Genomic DNA, 18,035 nt, shown 5'->3' on the forward strand with positions numbered 1-18,035 from the left:
TTATTTTATGATAATTTTTTTAGCCGAAGCTGCATCCTGATTGATTAAATAGATGTAATAAACACCTTTTGACAAACCGGATAAATTGATGGTATTATTTGTATTATTTGAGTCTAAAGTAAATGTTTTTACCAGTTGCCCCAATTCATTGTAAACATTTGCTTTGTCTAAAATAATATTGTCAATGTTTACCTCTCCGTTAGTTGGATTTGGGTAAATTGTAGCTTTTGCAAAAACAGAATCATCTACACCTAATGTTTTACATGTATTAGAATAAGTTGTCGTCGATTCCTTGATTTGTGACCAATTCGCATTCGAATAAGCTACATTATCAACCTGAATACAACTTAGAGAAGTAAGTCCTAAAAAGGTTGTGTATAAACCAGAGTCAGCTTTTTTTCCGGTATTTGATGCTACAACAAAGTTTTCATTATTTCCGTTTTGGATATTTAAATATGTTAACGGATTAAAAATAACATGAGCCAGTGTAAGTTTTTTGTTATTCGACAAATCTAATGAAGTCAACTGATTTGATGAAGCGCTTAAATGCAGCAATTCCGGATTATTTTTTAGATCCAGCGCTTTTATTTGATTATTATAGCAATAAAGATCTTCCAGTTTGCTGTTATTAGAAACATTTAGCTCAGCTATATTATTTAATGAACATTCCAGCGCTATTAAATTTGGAAGGTTTGAAACATCAATTGTTGTTAAATTGTTACTTCCGCAAAAAAGTATTTCAATAGCAGGATTTGCCGAAAGATTAATACTGCTAAGTAAATTTCTGTCTGCGGCTATTATATGCAGGTTTTTATTTTGAGATAAATCGATTGTTTTAATCTGATTTAAACTAAAAGTTAGATTATATAAGTCCTTATTCGAACTAACGTCTAAACTTGTTAATTGATTATCATGTAGCGACAATTTAGTCAGTAACTTGTTTTTACTAACATCAATGGTACTTATTTTATTAAAATTACAGTCTAAATACGTTAAGGCAGTAAATTTTTCAATACCGGTTAAGTTTGTAATATTACTATTAGAGAGATCAAGATAAGTAACTTTGCTAATATTTGAAGTTACAATTTTTCCATTTAATCCGTCCGTATCAATACCTAATGAAATTAATTTTTGTTCAAAATTACTATCAGGAATTAACGTATAATTAATGCAGTCTAAGGTATAAGACGCCGTGCTGTCTTTAAGGTCTAACCATTTTTGATTGGCATAAATTTCATCATCGACAATAATACAAGTTAAATTAGAATTCTTTACAAATGTAGAATTCAGATTTAAATTTTTATTGTTGCCATTTTTTAAATTCAAACTAACCAGATTATTACTGCTGCAATTGATAAAAGTTAATGCTTTATTTTTAGAAAGATCTAAAGAAGATATATAGCCTGAATTACAGTCTAATGAAATTAGAGCGGTATTTGCTGTAAGATCTAATTGATTTAAACCAAAATTGGTATTAATTACCAGCGATGTCAATTTTGTATTTTTAGAAAGATCAACAGTGCTGAATTTATTTGACGAGCAATTCAAAGATTCTAAATTTATAAAGCTCTGAATACCGGTTAAATCAGAAATAGAGCCGGAAGAAACATTTAATGATGTCACCGTATTTATACTCGAAGTAAGGACTTTTCCATTTACTCCATCAGTATCAATTCCTAAATCAATAAGTTTTTTCTCGAAATTACTATCAGGAATTAATGTGTAAACTGCCTGACACGGAGTTGTACTGTAAACAGCGATATTATCCTTACTTTTCCAGTTATAACTAGCAAACGAGGCGTTATCAACAAGAATACAAGTTAAATTTGGGTTTAACGTAAAATTAGTATCGTATAATGCAGTGTTGTTTCCGTTTTTTAAATTCAGACTTTCAAGCTGATTAGCATTACAATACAAAGTACCGAGCTCTTTGTTTTTAGTGAAATCAAGATTTTTTAATTGATTATGATCGCAACGTAACACGTTCATAGCTGTATTGGCAGAAAGATCCAGATTTGTTAATTGATTATTTCCGCAAATCAGTTCGTTTAATAAAGTATTTTTTGAAAGATCCAGATTTGTCAATTGATTTTTTCCACAGTAAAGAGAAGCTAATAACAGGTTTTTAGATACATCAAGAGTTGTAAGTTTATTGTCTTCACAGTTTAAAACCTCCAGGCTTTTAAAGTCTTCTATACCCGTTAAATCTGAAATAGAACTTGAAATAATAAATAATTGAGAAATTGAAGCAATACTTTTAGTCAGTACTTTTCCATTTTTTCCATCAGTGTCAATTTCATATTCGATAAGTTTATCTTCAAAATTAGAATCAGGAATCAAGGTAAAACCAGTGTCACAAAAAGTATCAGAATAAGTTGCTTCTTTATCTTTTTTCCATGTGATATAATTAGCAGTTGCTACAGCTGCATTATCAACCAAAATACAAAACAGGTTAGGATTGTACCCAAATGAAGCTCTTATTATTTTATTATTGTTTCCGTTTTTTGCATTTACATATTCAAGATTATTTGTACTGCATTCAAAAATGGTCAATGCAGTATTTTTAGAAGCATCCAGGCTTTTTAATTTATTATCGGTACAGGACAATTGTTTCAACTCAAGATTACCGGAAACATCTAAAGTTGCTATTTTGTTATAATTACAAAGAAACCATGTTAACGTTATGTTTTTCGAAATATCGAGATTCGTTAATTGATTTGTAGAGCAATTTAAATTTATCAAAGCCGTATTTTGACCAACATCTAAAGTCGCTAATTGATTTTGAGAACAATCTAAATAAGTCAATGCCTTATTTTTTGACACATTTAAACTTGTTAGTTTATTTCTGTCGCAAGATAAGGTCGTTAAAGCCGTATTTGATGAAAAATCAAGATTTGTAAAAGAATTAGAATAACAGGTTAATTTTGTTAAAGCAGTATTTTTAGAAAGATCCAGAGCTGTCAGTTTGTTCGATGGAATGAGCAATTCTGTTAAATTGGTGTTTTTTGACAAATCTATCGTTGTCATGATATTACTGCTACAATTTAAAACATTCAAATCTTTAAAACTTTGAATTCCTGTTAAATCAGATATTAAACTGCTCGCCACATTTAAAGAAGTTACGCCTAAAACGCTTGATATAGCGACCTGACCATTTTTACCATCTTTATCAATACCCAATTGAATTAATTTATCTTCAAAATAAGAATCCGGAATTAAAACAGAACAAGTAACTTCATTATAGCTTGCGATATTCTCTTTTGAATCTGCCCAATTTATATTAGAATAAGAAGCATTGTCTACTACAATACAAGTCAGTTTTGGGTTGTTTTTAAAATCCGGTTCAATCAGAAGATTGTTTTTACCATTTTTCAAATTCAGGTATTCAAGTTTATTTCTGTTACAGTTTAAATCGACTAGAGTAGTGGTTTTAGAAAAATCCAATACCGCAAATTGATTGCCCCCACAGTCTAAAGTTTTTAAAACTGTGTTTTTAGAAATATCTAATGTTTTTAATTGATTTCCATTAAAATTAAAACTAAGCAGTTTTGTGTTTTTAGAAACATTAATGTTCAAAAGCTGATTGCTGGCACAATTGAAATTGATAACATTGATATTCTGCGAAACATCTATAGAAGTTAAATTATTATTGCTGCAGATTAAATCTGTTAACAAAGTGTTTTTAGAAAGATTTAAAAAAATCAAATCATTTTTATCACAGTCTAAATAAGTCAGGTCATAATTTTGAGAAAGATCTAAAATACTTATGCTGTTTTCAAAACATATTAACGTTTTCAAAGAAGTAAAATTTTCAATACCCTTTAAATCGCTAATTGAACTTGCAGATACATCCAGCGTTGTTATCGTACTAATATTTGCAGTTAACACCTTTCCGTCAATACTGCCGGAATCAATGCCAAGAGCAATTAATTTAGTTTCGAATTTAACATCTGGAATTAAAGTATAAAGATCGCAAGTAGAGTGATTAAAGCTTGCTGAAGCATCTTTTTTAGTTGCCCAGTTTGTATCAGAATACGATTTATTATCTACCAGAATACAGCTTAACGATGGATTTGTTCTTAAATCAATAGTTTTTAAAATACTATTGTTGTTATTTTTTAAATTCAAACCCGTCAGACTATTATTGGAACAGTTTAAACTTTTTAAAGAAGAATTCAGGCTGAAATCTAATTGAGTTATTTTATTAGAAGCACTTGAAAAATTAACCAATGCTAAATTTTTTGATGTATCAAGTCCTGTCAGTAGGTTAGAATCGACTTTTAAATCAGTCAGCGCAATATTATTTGTAACATTCAGATTTGTCAACTTATTTGATGATGCATCTATATTAAACAATTTTAGATTTTTAGAAACATCTAAATTTGTCAGCTGATTAGAGGAACAATATAAAACTTGTAAATCGGCAAAATCTTCAATTCCCGTTAAGTCTGCAATAGAACTAGACGCAATACTAAGTGATCCAACTCTTGAAATACTAAACGTTAAAACTTTTCCGTTTTTTCCGTCCTTATCAATGCCGTCAGCAATTAATTTATTTTCAAAATTTGAGTCAGGAATCGCGGTATAACCATAACAATTTGTACTAAAAACAGATGTTGCTTCTTTTAAACTTAGCCAATAACGATTAGAATAGATTGGATCGTCGACCTGAACGCATGAAAGACCATAATTTCGTCTAATATCAAAAACAGTAAAATTGACATTATTGCCATTTTTTAAGTTTAAAGAAGTCAGAGAAGACACATCATTACACTTGAATGCCGTTAATTTTGGGCAATAAGAAATATCGATACTTTTAATTCCTGAACCTGAACAATCTAAATTAAGTAACTCCTTATTTTTAGAAAGATCTAATACCGTTAATGTTGGATTCGAGCAGATTAGACTTTTCAATGCCGTATTGCTAGTTACATCTAAACTTGTTATTGGGCAATATGAACTGTAAACATCGGTTAACAATACATTTTTAGAAATATCTATACTTGTAATTTTATTAGCGCCAAAATAAAAGGTTTTTAAGGCAGTATTGCTGGTGACATCTAAACTAACTAATTCACTTTTTTGAAGATCTAACGAATTTAAGTTAGTATTCTTTGAAAGATCAATTGTAGTTAACTTACTGGAAGAAACAGACAAAGAAGTCAAAGCTGTTAATTTTGTAATATCTAATGTTGTAATGTTGTTTTCGCCACAACTAAGCGTTACTAAACTAACAAAGTCCTGAATACCTGTTAAATCCGTAATGGAACTATTATGTACATCTAAAACTGTTAATTTAGAAATTTTAGAGGTAAGAACTCTACCGTCAGTAACACCAGAATCAATACCGGAAGCGATTAATTTTTTCTCAAAATTAATATCAGGAATTAAAGTGTATTGGGCGTAAATAGAAAAATTGGTTAAGAATAGAAATAAAAATAAGAGTAAAGTTTTTTTCATAAATCAGGTTTAGGTTTGCTACTACAAGAATACGAATTACAATTGAAGTTTTATTACGGAAAGGCGTATTAAAAAGGCTTTTCGTTTAATCTTAATATTAATTCAAAAAACCACAAAAATCAGTTTGTAAATAAAAGCTTTCTTTTACCGATAAAAATGCCTTAAATTGCCGCATTTAAATCATAACACAGTGTTAATCGTTAGTTTTTTGTAACAAAAAAGTATAATTTAGACCCATCTTTTAACTTTACATTTATAATATAGATACATGAGTCATATAAAACCTCTCAAATTATCTGCTTTTGCATTACTTGTACTTGCAGGCTGTAGTGTTAGTTTGCAAGCACAAACATCTACTACCAAACAAATAATTACAGCTCCTTTAACAGTTGTTAAAAAAGCACCTCTTAGCGAAAATGAACTAAAAAGATGGAGTCATCTTGACCTGATCAAAGATTCAATTCCGGGAATGAGCGTTGACAGGGCTTACGCCGAATTACTGCAAGGAAAAACAGGTAAAAAAGTAATTGTAGGTATTGTTGATTCCGGTGTTGATATCGAGCATGAAGATTTGAAAGGAATGATCTGGACAAATCCTAAAGAAATTGCAGGTAACGGAATCGATGACGATAAAAATGGTTTTATTGATGATGTTCACGGATGGAATTTTCTTGGAAACGCCGTAGGTGAAAATCTTGAAATGACCCGTATCATCAAAAAGAAAGATGACGGTTCTGCCGAATATAAAGAAGCTTTAGCGCAGTATACAAAAAAATATGAAGACGCTTTACAAGGTAAAGAAAGAATTGATTATTTATTGAACGCACATAAAACAGTAAAGGCAACTTTAAATAAAGACAAGTATACGATTGAAGACTTAAAATCTATTACTTCAACAGATCCAAACGTTGTAGATAGTAAAGATTTAATGATAAAAATTCTTACCAACGCAGGTCCAACATTTGATCCTGAGGCGGAATTTGAAGATTACAGAGAATATATTTACGATCAGTTAAACTACAACTTAAACAAAGAATTTGACGGAAGAAAAGTCGTAGGAGATAATCCGGAAGACATTAAAAACAATCATTACGGAAATAATATAGTTTTTGGTCCGGATAAAGAAAAAGCACTTCACGGAACTCACGTTGCCGGAATTATTGCACAAGTTCGTGGTAATAATTTAGGTGGAGACGGAGTTGCCAATAATGTTGAAATTTTAACTGTTAGAGCCGTTCCGGACGGAGACGAATATGATAAAGATATTGCTTTGGCAATTCGCTATGCAGTTGATAATGGAGCAAAAGTAATCAACGGAAGTTTCGGAAAAAGTTTTTCTCCACACAAACAATGGGTTTATGACGCCATAAAATATGCTGCTAAAAAAGATGTTTTAATAGTTCACGCAGCAGGAAATGACGGTTATAATATTGATGAAACAAAAAACATCAATTATCCAAACGACGCTGAAGATAACATCAAAGAATTTGCTGATAACGTGCTTACAATTGGTGCCATTAATAAATCATACGGACCAAATGTAGTAGCTGAATTTTCAAATTTCGGAAAAATAAATGTTGACGTTTTTGCTCCGGGAGAAGAAATCTATGCAACAGTTCCAAACAATAAATACAAATATTTACAAGGAACCTCAATGGCGTCTCCAAATGCAGCAGGAGTTGCAGCGTTGATTCGTTCTTATTATCCAAAATTAAAAGCATCACAAGTAAAACACATTTTAATGGATTCAGGAGTGGCACTTCCAGCAATGGTAGTTTTGGGCGAAAATCCAGATCCGGCTCAGGAACCAACACCGGTTTCATCTGCTGAATCATCAAAAACAGCTAAAATGGTAAACGCTTACAACGCTTTATTGATGGCAGAAAAAATGTCTAAAAAATAAAAAACATACAGTACTAATCCAATGGAAGAGTGTAAACTCTTCCATTTTTTATTATAACAACTATGCATAAAATTATTCTACTTTCTTTTTTGAGTTTTGGTTTAAACTCAGCGTTTGCACAAAATGCTCCGTATTGGCAACAACATGCCGATTATAAAATGGAGGTTTCGATGGATGTAAAAAACTATCAGTATAAAGGAAAACAAGAATTGGTTTATACCAATAATTCATCAGATACTTTAAAGAAAGTATTTTATCATTTATATCCAAATGCGTTTCAGCCGGGAAGCGAAATGGATGCGCGTTTGCATTCTATAAAAGATCCAGATGGAAGAATGGTAAACAAAGTAAAAGGTGCAGATGGTAAAGATGTAAAACAAAGCCGCATTGAAACGTTGAAACCAAATGAAACAGGATTTTTAAAAATCACAAATTTCAAACAAGATGGCGCAACGGCAGAAACAAGAACGTCGGGAACAATTTTAGAAGTGACTTTGGCGAAACCAATTTTACCAAATTCTAAAACAACATTTACGTTAGATTTTGACGGACAAGTTCCGGTACAAATTCGTCGTTCAGGAAGAAATAATAATGAAGGAATTGAACTTTCAATGTCACAATGGTATCCAAAATTGGCCGAATTTGATTTTGAAGGCTGGCATGCAGATCCATATATTGCGAGAGAATTTCACGGTGTTTGGGGAAATTTTGATGTAAAAATTACAATCGACAAAGACTACACAATTGGCGGTTCAGGATATTTACAGGATAAAAACGAAATTGGTCACGGTTACGAAGATGCCGGTGTAACAGTTACTTATCCTAAAAAAGCAAAAACATTAACATGGCATTTTATTGCGCCAAATGTTCACGATTTTACCTGGGCAGCTGACAAGCAATATACACATGATGTTGTAAAAGGACCAAACGATGTTGATTTGCATTTTTTCTATAAAAATGATCCAAAAACAACTGCAAATTGGAAACAATTAGAACCTTTAATGGTAAAAGTAATGGATTATTACAACCATAAAGTTGGTGCTTATCCGTATAAACAATACTCATTTATTCAAGGTGGAGATGGCGGAATGGAATATGCAATGTGTACTTTAATGTTAGGAAGCGGAACTCTTGAAGGAATTTTAGGAACTGCAACACACGAATTAGGACATTCATGGTTTCAGCATATTCTGGCTTCAAACGAATCAAAACACCCGTGGATGGACGAAGGTTTTACAACCTATATTGAAGACAGCGCTTTGAACGAACTAAAAGGAGATAAAAAAGAAGTAAATCCGTTTAAAGGAAATTATAACGCTTATTATAGCTTGGTAAATTCCGGAAAAGAACAGCCACAAACAACACACGGTGATCGTTACGACGAAAACAGACCTTACAGTATTTCAGCTTATGTAAAGGGAAGTATATTTTTGTCGCAATTGGCTTATGTTATTGGACAAGAGAATTTAGATGCCACTTTAAAAAGATATTTTAACGATTTTAAATTCAAGCATCCAACTCCAAATGATATCAAAAGAACAGCAGAAAGAGTTTCAGGAGCTGAATTGGATTGGTATTTAATTGACTGGGCAGAAACGGCAAACACAATCGATTACGGAATTAAAGACGTAGCTGATAATGCAGGAAAAACGACGGTAACTTTAGAAAGAATTGGAAGAATGCCAATGCCAATTGATTTGACTGTAGAATATACAGACGGAATTTCTGAAAGTTTTTATATTCCGTTAAGAATGATGAATTTCATTAAACCAAATCCAAACCCGAACGTAAAAAGAACCGTTTTGGATGACTGGGCATGGGCAATGTCGAACTATAGTTTTACTATCGATAAAAGCAAAACAGCAATTAAAAAAATCACCATAGATCCAAGCGGATTAATGGCTGATGTAAAAGCCGCCAATAATGTTTATGAGGTGAAATAAGCATCTAAATAAGCTAAAAGAAAAAGCCCTTAAAATATTTTTAAGGGCTTTTCTTTTTAAAATAAATCTATCAAACAGGTTTTACATCTGTTATAATTTCGCTTTGTGCTGTCTTTTTTAATGGAAACATCTTTCGGTAACTTAATACCCTCCAAAGCCATTCTACAGGACCATAATTGTATTTTGAAAGCCACCATTTGCTTATAAATAACTGAATTGTAAAAACGAAAATAGCCAGGAAAAAGTAAAACCAATAAGGCAGAGTATTGTAAATTTTGAAACCCATTCCCGAAAAAAGAAAAGCAGCAATAATATTTTGCATTAAATAATTGGTCAAAGTCATTTTGCCGCTAACCCTGAAATAACTAAAAATTGTTTTCAGTTTTCCATTGGTATATAATAAACAGATTCCCGATGCAATAAATATCATGGTATTTATTATGATCCAAAAAACAGGATGAAAATATGTAAAAACAAATTTCTGTTTAATTGCGATTTCAAAAAGAACACCAGCAATTATGGCTAAAATCAGTGTGATAATAACCGTTTTTTTTAATCCTTTTTTAAATTCAGGCAAACGATTAAAAAAGTTAATTCTTTGAGCATAAAAACCTAAAAGCATAAGAGCAAACATCACAACGTGCACCGTAACAGCATAACCAAGACTAATCATTTCCTGATAATAAGTGCCCAGCAAATTAAATTTGAATACATCGAGCCAGTTATCAGAGTAAAATAATTTTAAGTATGTAGCGGTCGATTGCACATCCGGCAATGTTTGTTTGATCGAATTAATATAGGCACTAAGAAACGGAATTATTAAAAGAAGTATTCCGCACGTTCTTAGAATTGTTTTAGATGAACTCTTATAAAAGAATAAAAGCAATAACCCTAAAAAAGCATAATCTTTTAAAATATCACCCAGCCAAAAAGCCGAATTTATAAAAGCAAAAATAAAAAGGATAAACATTCTCCAGCAAAAAAAAGAAACAGGATTTTTGCCTTTCTCCGCAACATTATTAATAAGAACAGCAAATCCATATCCAAACAAAATGCTTAACAAAGTCCAGGATTTAGCAGAAAAAATATACAGATTAAAATAGCTGATAATCTGAGAAAAAAGACCTTTTTTTAAAATAAAACGTTCTAATCCAATATAGCGATAATCAACATAATTTCCTATTGCGACTCCCAACAGGGCCCAGCCTCTTAAAATATCAACAATAGCTGTTCTTTTATCTTCCTGAATTGGCAAAAATGAATTTGTCATAGATTTAACTGGTTTTTTGGTTTTTATAATTATTTTGGTTTAAACTATTAGTAAAAGAGCTTCAAAAGTAAGAAAATTATAAGACCATGCGTTTTTATCTGAAAATAAAATTCATAAAAAAAAGCCTGTTGTTTCAGAAATTTTTTTCTCAAACAACAGGCTTTTTCAAAATAAAAAACGTTGCATTTTAACTACAAAATAGCGCCCCAGGTTTTTTCGTCTTTCAATAATATTTCTCTCAGGATTCGTATTGGCGGAGTTCCGTTATCCAGCATTGCATCATTAAATTTCTGCAAACTATAATTGCTTCCTTCCTGCTTTTTATAATCTTCTCGAAGTTTTAAAATCTGCAATTTTCCTAAAGTATAAAATAAATAACCCGGATCATAAGTACCGCGCATTGCCTCTTGTCGCGAAGGTTTATCGCCCTGGTACCAATTGTCCATAAAAAATTTTGTCGCTTCATCAACCGTCATTCCGTGACAATGCGTTTTTATAGAAACACATAAACGACAAATACGCAAAAGCGCATCTCCGGATTGTGCCAAACGATATTTAGCCGCTTTAACAGGATCTCCGGTATTTCCGTATCCGGCATCAATCATCATTTTTTCAGTATAATGCGCCCAGCCTTCCACATAAGCGTAACTCATAAATACCTTTTGAATTTTAGAAGTTTTAGCAGCATTCGAATGTAAAAACTGCGTGTAATGTCCCGGATATGCTTCGTGAATGGAAACAATATCTGTCGTATAATAATTAAACTGCGCCAGCCATTCTTCCTGTTGTTGCGGAGTCCATTTTGGATCTACAGGAGTGATATAATAAAAAGCCTGAGTCGCTTTCGTTTCAAACGGGCCGGGAGAATCCATTGAAGCCGTACTTGTTGCTCTTGCATAAGCCGGAGTTTCCTGAATTTTAACACGAACATCAGAAGGCATCGTCGTAATTTTATGATCAATTACATATTGACGAATTGCTTCAATATTCTTTCTTGCATGCGGAATCAAATCGGCAGCAGTTGGATGTTCTTTTTGCATGTCATTATAAACATCAACCGGTTTTTTATTCGGGTTGATAATTTTTGCTGCATTATTAAAAGATTGCTGTTCTTTTTTTAATTCTTGCAAACCAATGGCTAAAATGGCATCTGGAGACAATTTAATTTCTTCCTGATACAGCAGCATTTTTTTATAATTTTCTACACCAATAGCATATTTGTTGTTCGCTTTAGGTAATTTTTCTTTTTCTAAATAAGAAGCGTAATCATTAATGGCAGCGATTGCTTTTTTATTTGTTTCATTAAAAGCCTTCATTAAACTATCATTTTTTACCCCTTTTAAAGCTATTAAAAGATCGTTTCCTAAAAATGAAGCGGAACCTCTTGCAATGTTAATCGCTAAATTAATATGTGGCAGCGCCAGAGAATCCTGCAAAGTTTCTTTAGCTTCCTTAAACAATCTTGGAGCCTCTTTTTCAATTGCAATAATCGATTTTATCTGTTGTTCGATAGGAGCAAAATTGCGTTGAATATAAATATTAACATCAATAACTCCGGCATAAACCATTGGGTTTTTATGGTAAACCTTTAAATCTTCAATGCTGTATAATTCACTCTTTGCATTCGATTTAAGGATTTTCCAATCGTAATACGTTTTTTTACTTAAAGCAGAAGAATCAATTGCGGTCAATTCCTGATCGAACTTTTTAAGAGAAGCAGTTCGTTTGTCCAGATCACTTTTGCTGTAATGACCTAATTTGCCATCATATTCATGCAATCCCAAATAAACACCCAATTGCGGACTCCATTGAAGACTTTCAGTAATATATTTTTCAGATAATTTTAGAAAAGCTTCGTCGCCGGATCCGGAAGAAGCATCAGTATTGTCTTGTTTTTTGTTGCAGCTAAAGAGAACAAAAAGCAAAGTAAAAGAAAAAATAAGCGGTTTTTTCATATAGTTTTGGATTTGAAATTTTATGGTTTAACAGAATGATATTCAGTAAAATATCTATATCAAAAATAATAAAATTTCAAACCCAAAACAGAAATAGGAGTATTATTATCCCAAATGTTCCAACATATCTTTTGTCATCGATTCAAGATCAAAAGTATGTTTCCAGTTCCAGTCTTCCCTTGCTTCAGCATCATCAATACTTGCCGGCCAGCTATCTGCAATTTTCTGACGGAAATCAGGTTCGTAAGTAATCGTAAATTCAGGAATATGTTTTTTAATTTCAGCAGCAATTTCAGTTGGCGTAAAACTCATAGCCGCTAAATTGTATGAAGAATGTATTTTGATTTTTTCTTCCGGAGCCTGCATAATAGCAATAGTTGCATTAATTGCATCATCCATATACATCATTGGCATTTTTGTTTCTGATGATAAAAAGCATTCGTATTTTTTATCGGCAATAGCCTTATAAAAAATATCAACAGCATAATCAGTAGTTCCGCCGCCGGGAGGAGTAGACCAGCTAATTAAACCCGGATAACGAATGCTTCGAACATCAACACCGTAAATATTATGATAATATTCGCACCATCTTTCTCCCGCCTGTTTGCTAATTCCGTAAACCGTAGAAGGCTCCATAATCGTATATTGAGGCGTATTTTCTTTAGGCGTAGTTGGACCAAAAACAGCGATGCTCGAAGGCCAGAAAATCTTTTTTATTTTTTTTGCTTTCGCCAGATTCAAAACATGAAAAAGAGAATTCATATTTAAATCCCAGGCAAATGCAGGATTTTTTTCGGCTGTAGCCGATAAAAGTGCCGCCATCAAATAAATATCCGTAATTTGATGTACTTCAACAAGATGTTCTATTTGATTGAAATCTAAAGCATTGACAACTTCAAAAGGACCTGAATTAACAACGTCAGTATTTAATTTTCGAATATCAGAAGCAATTACATTTTCTGTTCCGTAGATTTTGCGTAATTTTTGGGTTAGTTCTGTCCCAATCTGACCGCAAGCCCCAATTATCAATATTTTTGGATTCATTTGTGTAGATTTTAGTATTGCAAATATAACGTTTTCGCAAATAATTTTACTTTTCAGAAACTAAAATTATAAAATTAACAACAATGAAGTTGGTTTTTTAGATTATTCTCTATCAGTTAAACTTTGTGTATTGCTTAGAAAAAGGTTTGCCACAGATTAAAAAGATTAAAAAGATTAAAAAGATTTTATTTTTTAGAAATAGAAATATTTTTTCACACAGATTTAACAGATTTATTTTATTTTCTGATCTGCTGAATCTGCAAAATCTGCGGGAAACCTTTTTTTACTTTATCCCGACATCGCTAGCTTATTTTTTAAAATCTTTAGCAAAAATCAGAATTCGTAATTGTAAATTTACTTTGTAACTTTGTAGCTTAATGTTTTACCAAATGAAATATAAAATATCTCTTTTTTTACTTTTGATTTTCGTGCTAAATTCATGTCAGGATGAAAATGAAAAACGCCGTGCTGAAAACGAAAAAGAAGCCAAAAAGAAAGAAAAAATCTTTAATAACATTAATAAAGCCTGGGTTTTTATTGATGAACCAATCAATGAAGTTTCAGAAAAAAATGCCGGCGAATGGAAAGAATGGCGTGATTTTTTAGAAGAAATTGGAGAAAAACCACGAAAAACAATTGGAGCATTTCAAAAAAAAGCAACAGCAATTTCCAAGAAAGCGTTTGCATTAAATAATAATATTCCGTCGCAATTTAATCAGCCCCAGATAAAAAGCCGAATTTCTATTTTGATTACAAAAGTCAAAATGATGGATTTATTTATTCATTTAAATCAAATTCCCGATGAGAAAGTAACTTTTTTAATTGGAGACATTAATAAAGAATTAGTTTCTTTAGAAAGACAAATGGATAACATTGTGGTAAAAAGTAAAATTCCTAAAGAACAGGGAGAAGAAGATTTCCTTAGAATGTTAGATACAACACGTGCTATTCCGAACACAAATACAGTTCCGGTTCCACCACAAAATATAGATCAAAAACCAGTAAAAGTTGAGTAAAAACGCCTTATATACTACATACGACAATTTGCCGAAAACACAGCAAATTGCCACACATTTACTAGAAAGTGGTCCCGTAAAAATGCATCTTAACGGATTGTTAGGATCGGCTATATCGTTTATAATTCGTGGTATTTTCAAAAAAACCGAACTGCCTTTTTTGATTGTCTTAGACAATAAAGAAGATGCGGCATATTATCTGAACGATCTCGAACAAATGATTGGTGAGCAGGACGTATTGTTTTATCCCGCTTCATTTCGTCGTCCGTACCAAATTGAAGAAACAGATAATGCCAATGTTTTGCTTCGCGCTGAGGTTTTAAACCGAATCAATTCGCGCAAAAAACCAGCCATAATTGTTACATATCCCGAAGCACTTTTTGAGAAAGTAGTGACGCGTCAGCAACTCGATAAAAACACATTAAAAGTCGCTTTAAACGATAAAATTTCGATTGATTTTATTAACGAAGTTTTATTCGAATACGAATTCAAAAGAGTAGATTTTATTACAGAACCCGGCGAATTTTCGGTTCGTGGAGGAATTGTCGATGTGTTTTCTTTTTCAAACGATCATCCGTATAGAATTGAGTTTTTTGGAAATGAAGTAGACAGCATCAGAAGCTTTGATGTAGAAACTCAATTATCTGTTGAAACACATAAAAAAATTACGATTATCCCGAATGTTGAGAATAAAATATTTCAGGAAAATCGCGAAAGTTTCTTAGATTATATTGCTGAGAAAACGGTCATTTTTATTCAAAATACTGACGGACTTTTTAGTCAGTTAGACAAACAGTTCGCAAGAGCAGAAGAAGCTTTTGAGAAACTTTCGGGAGAAATAAAACATGCTACGCCGGAACAATTATTCTTAAATCAGGCTTCGTTTATTAAACGTGCTTTAGATTTTTCTGTTGTAGAATTGGCTTCAAAGCCCATTTTCAAAACGACTAAAACATTCGATTTTCATATTCAGCCACAACCATCTTTCAATAAACAATTTGATTTATTGCTGAATAATCTAAGTGATAATCATTTCAACGGATATAAAAATTATTTATTCTGTTCGAATGAAACTCAGGCTAAACGTTTTCATGATATTTTCGAAACTTTAGACGAAGCTAATTCTGAGAATATCCGCAAGCAATATCATACTATTGTATTGCCTTTATATCAGGGTTTTATTGACGAAGAAAATCAGATAACGGCTTACACAGATCATCAGATTTTTGAGCGTTATCATAAATTCAACATCAAAAACGGCTATTCTAAAAAGCAAAATATTACGCTAAAAGAATTAACCTCGCTTTCGGTTGGGGATTATGTAACACACATCGATCACGGAATTGGTAAGTTTGGCGGATTGCAGAAAATTCAGGTTGAAGGAAAAACGCAGGAAGCCATTAAGTTGGTTTATGCAGATAATGATATCGTTTATGTAAGCATTCACTCGCTTCATAAAATCTCTAAATACAACGGAAAAGACGGAACGCCGCCGAAAATTTATAAGTTAGGATCGAACGCCTGGAAAATTTTAAAACAAAAAACCAAAGCGCGCGTCAAACATATTGCTTTCAACTTGATTCAGTTGTATGCAAAACGCCGTTTAGAAAAAGGGTTTCAGTTTGCGCCGGACAGTTATCTGCAAAACGAATTAGAAAGTTCGTTTATTTATGAAGATACGCCGGATCAAACCAAATCGACACAAGAAGTAAAAGCCGACATGGAAAGCGATCGCCCGATGGATCGTTTGGTTTGCGGCGACGTAGGTTTTGGAAAAACAGAAGTTGCGATTCGTGCCGCTTTTAAAGCGGTTGACAATAGCAAACAAGTCGCGATTTTAGTTCCAACAACTATTCTAGCGTATCAACATTACAGAACTTTTACGGAACGATTAAAAGATATGCCTGTTTCTGTAGGTTACTTAAACCGATTTAGAACAGCAAAACAAAAAGCGCAAACCCTAAAAGATTTAGCCGAAGGAAAACTTGATATCGTCATTGGAACGCATCAATTGGTAAACAAGAATGTAGTTTTTAAAGACTTAGGTTTATTGATTGTCGATGAGGAACAAAAGTTTGGAGTAAACGTAAAAGATAAATTGAAGACCATTGCAGCAAATGTCGATACGCTGACATTAACGGCAACACCAATTCCGAGAACTTTACAATTCTCATTGATGGCTGCAAGAGATTTATCTGTAATTACAACACCTCCGCCAAATCGTTATCCGATAGAAACAAATGTTGTTGGTTTTAATGAAGAAATTATTCGTGACGCGATTTCGTATGAAATTCAGCGAAACGGGCAAGTTTTCTTTATCAATAACAGAATCGAAAATATAAAAGAAGTCGCAGGAATGATTCAGCGTTTGGTTCCAAATGCCAGAGTAGGAATTGGTCACGGACAAATGGAAGGTGCCAAACTCGAAGAATTGATGTTAGGTTTTATGAACGGAGATTTTGATGTTTTGGTAGCAACCACAATTATAGAAAGTGGTTTGGATGTACCAAATGCCAACACAATTTTCATTAACAATGCCAACAATTTCGGATTATCAGATTTGCATCAAATGCGTGGACGAGTAGGACGAAGCAACAAAAAAGCATTCTGTTATTTCATCTGTCCGCCATATTCATCCATGACCGAAGACGCCAGAAAACGTATTCAGGCTTTGGAACAATTCAGCGAATTGGGAAGCGGTTTTAATATTGCCATGAAAGATCTTGAAATTCGTGGTGCAGGAGATTTATTAGGCGGCGAACAAAGTGGTTTCATAAACGAAATAGGTTTTGATACGTACCAAAAAATCATGAATGAAGCCATTGAGGAATTAAAAGAAAACGAATTCAAAGATTTATATCCGGCAGAAAACGATATTGAAACCAAGGAATATGTAAAAGATTTACAAATCGATACTGATTTTGAGTTGTTGTTTTCTGATGAATATATCAATAATGTCACCGAGCGTTTGAGTTTGTACAACGAGTTGGGCGGCGTGAAAAATGAAGCAGAATTGGTCATTTTCCAAAATAAATTAATTGACCGTTTCGGTCCAATGCCTCCGCGTGCCAATGCTTTGATGAATAGTATTCGCATCAAATGGATTGCGACCAATATAGGAATTGAGAAGCTGGTGATGAAAAAAGGTAAAATGATTGGCTATTTTGTTTCAGATCAACAGTCGGATTATTACCAATCGAAACGTTTTCATAAAGTGATAAAATTTGTGCAAACGCACAGTAATATTTGTACAATGAAAGAAAAAGAGACTTCAAATGGGTTACGTCTTTTATTGACTTTCGAGAATGTAAAATCGACCAAACGAGCTTTGGAGTTGATGGAAATGTTGGGAGAGTAAAAAAAGTTGCCACGAATTTCACGAATTTGGTGTTAATTCGTGAAATTCGTGGCAAAAAAAATAAAAAAGGGCGTATGAAATTTTCA

The 18,035-nt window shown here is 32.6% G+C and carries 8 protein-coding genes; 4 read left to right on the forward strand and 4 right to left on the reverse strand.

Features of this window, described 5'->3' with window-relative positions; genetic code table 11:
* The gene (locus OLM54_RS17420) at nucleotides 1-5,460 is read right to left on the reverse strand and encodes a leucine-rich repeat domain-containing protein (protein ID WP_264535836.1); all 5,460 of its coding nucleotides are present in this window, start codon (nucleotides 5,458-5,460) and stop codon (nucleotides 1-3) included.
* 268 nt (nucleotides 5,461-5,728) lie between these two features.
* Between OLM54_RS17420 and OLM54_RS17425 the strand changes: the two genes are divergently transcribed.
* Together OLM54_RS17425 and OLM54_RS17430 are read left to right on the forward strand one after the other, a co-directional pair.
* A complete protein-coding gene (locus tag OLM54_RS17425; protein WP_264535837.1) occupies nucleotides 5,729-7,363 on the forward strand; it encodes a S8 family peptidase in 1,635 nt (544 codons plus the stop codon).
* A 62-nt stretch (nucleotides 7,364-7,425) separates the two neighbouring features.
* On the forward strand, nucleotides 7,426-9,306 hold the full coding sequence (locus tag OLM54_RS17430) for a M1 family metallopeptidase (RefSeq protein ID WP_264535838.1): 1,881 nt from the start codon (nucleotides 7,426-7,428) through the stop codon (nucleotides 9,304-9,306).
* Between the two features lie 70 nt (nucleotides 9,307-9,376).
* Here OLM54_RS17430 and OLM54_RS17435 read toward each other — a convergent pair whose 3' ends face one another.
* From OLM54_RS17435 to OLM54_RS17445, 3 genes are all read right to left on the reverse strand, one after another.
* Nucleotides 9,377-10,576 carry a DUF418 domain-containing protein gene (locus OLM54_RS17435; RefSeq protein WP_264535839.1) on the reverse strand — a complete coding sequence of 400 codons (1,200 nt, stop codon included), beginning with the start codon at nucleotides 10,574-10,576 and terminating at the stop codon, nucleotides 9,377-9,379.
* 191 nt (nucleotides 10,577-10,767) lie between these two features.
* Nucleotides 10,768-12,531 (reverse strand): DUF885 domain-containing protein, encoded by a 1,764-nt coding sequence (locus tag OLM54_RS17440; RefSeq protein WP_264535840.1) that lies wholly within the window; start codon nucleotides 12,529-12,531, stop codon nucleotides 10,768-10,770.
* A gap of 105 nt (nucleotides 12,532-12,636) precedes the next feature.
* On the reverse strand, nucleotides 12,637-13,575 hold the full coding sequence (locus OLM54_RS17445; RefSeq protein ID WP_264535841.1) for an L-threonine 3-dehydrogenase: 939 nt from the start codon (nucleotides 13,573-13,575) through the stop codon (nucleotides 12,637-12,639).
* A gap of 389 nt (nucleotides 13,576-13,964) precedes the next feature.
* On the opposite strand from OLM54_RS17445, the gene OLM54_RS17450 reads away from it, so the two are divergent.
* Complete coding sequence (locus OLM54_RS17450) at nucleotides 13,965-14,591, forward strand: hypothetical protein (RefSeq protein WP_264535842.1); 627 nt, start codon at nucleotides 13,965-13,967, stop codon at nucleotides 14,589-14,591.
* Nucleotides 14,584-17,949 (forward strand): transcription-repair coupling factor, encoded by a 3,366-nt coding sequence (gene mfd, locus OLM54_RS17455; RefSeq protein ID WP_264535843.1) that lies wholly within the window; start codon nucleotides 14,584-14,586, stop codon nucleotides 17,947-17,949. The genes OLM54_RS17450 and mfd overlap by 8 nt, the downstream gene beginning before the upstream one ends.
* The last annotated feature ends 86 nt before the right edge of the window (nucleotides 17,950-18,035 follow it).

This window comes from Flavobacterium sp. N1736 (assembly GCF_025947065.1).
In the GTDB taxonomy this organism is placed as follows: Bacteria; Bacteroidota; Bacteroidia; order Flavobacteriales; family Flavobacteriaceae; genus Flavobacterium.

Coding starts and splice junctions, on each gene's coding strand:
- OLM54_RS17445 (WP_264535841.1), bottom strand. CDS start 13,575: ATGAATCCAAAAATATTGATAATTGGGGCTTGCGGTCAGATTGGGACA.
- OLM54_RS17435 (WP_264535839.1), bottom strand. CDS start 10,576: ATGACAAATTCATTTTTGCCAATTCAGGAAGATAAAAGAACAGCTATT.
- OLM54_RS17425 (WP_264535837.1), top strand. CDS start 5,729: ATGAGTCATATAAAACCTCTCAAATTATCTGCTTTTGCATTACTTGTA.
- OLM54_RS17430 (WP_264535838.1), top strand. CDS start 7,426: ATGCATAAAATTATTCTACTTTCTTTTTTGAGTTTTGGTTTAAACTCA.
- OLM54_RS17420 (WP_264535836.1), bottom strand. CDS start 5,460: ATGAAAAAAACTTTACTCTTATTTTTATTTCTATTCTTAACCAATTTT.
- OLM54_RS17450 (WP_264535842.1), top strand. CDS start 13,965: ATGAAATATAAAATATCTCTTTTTTTACTTTTGATTTTCGTGCTAAAT.
- OLM54_RS17440 (WP_264535840.1), bottom strand. CDS start 12,531: ATGAAAAAACCGCTTATTTTTTCTTTTACTTTGCTTTTTGTTCTCTTT.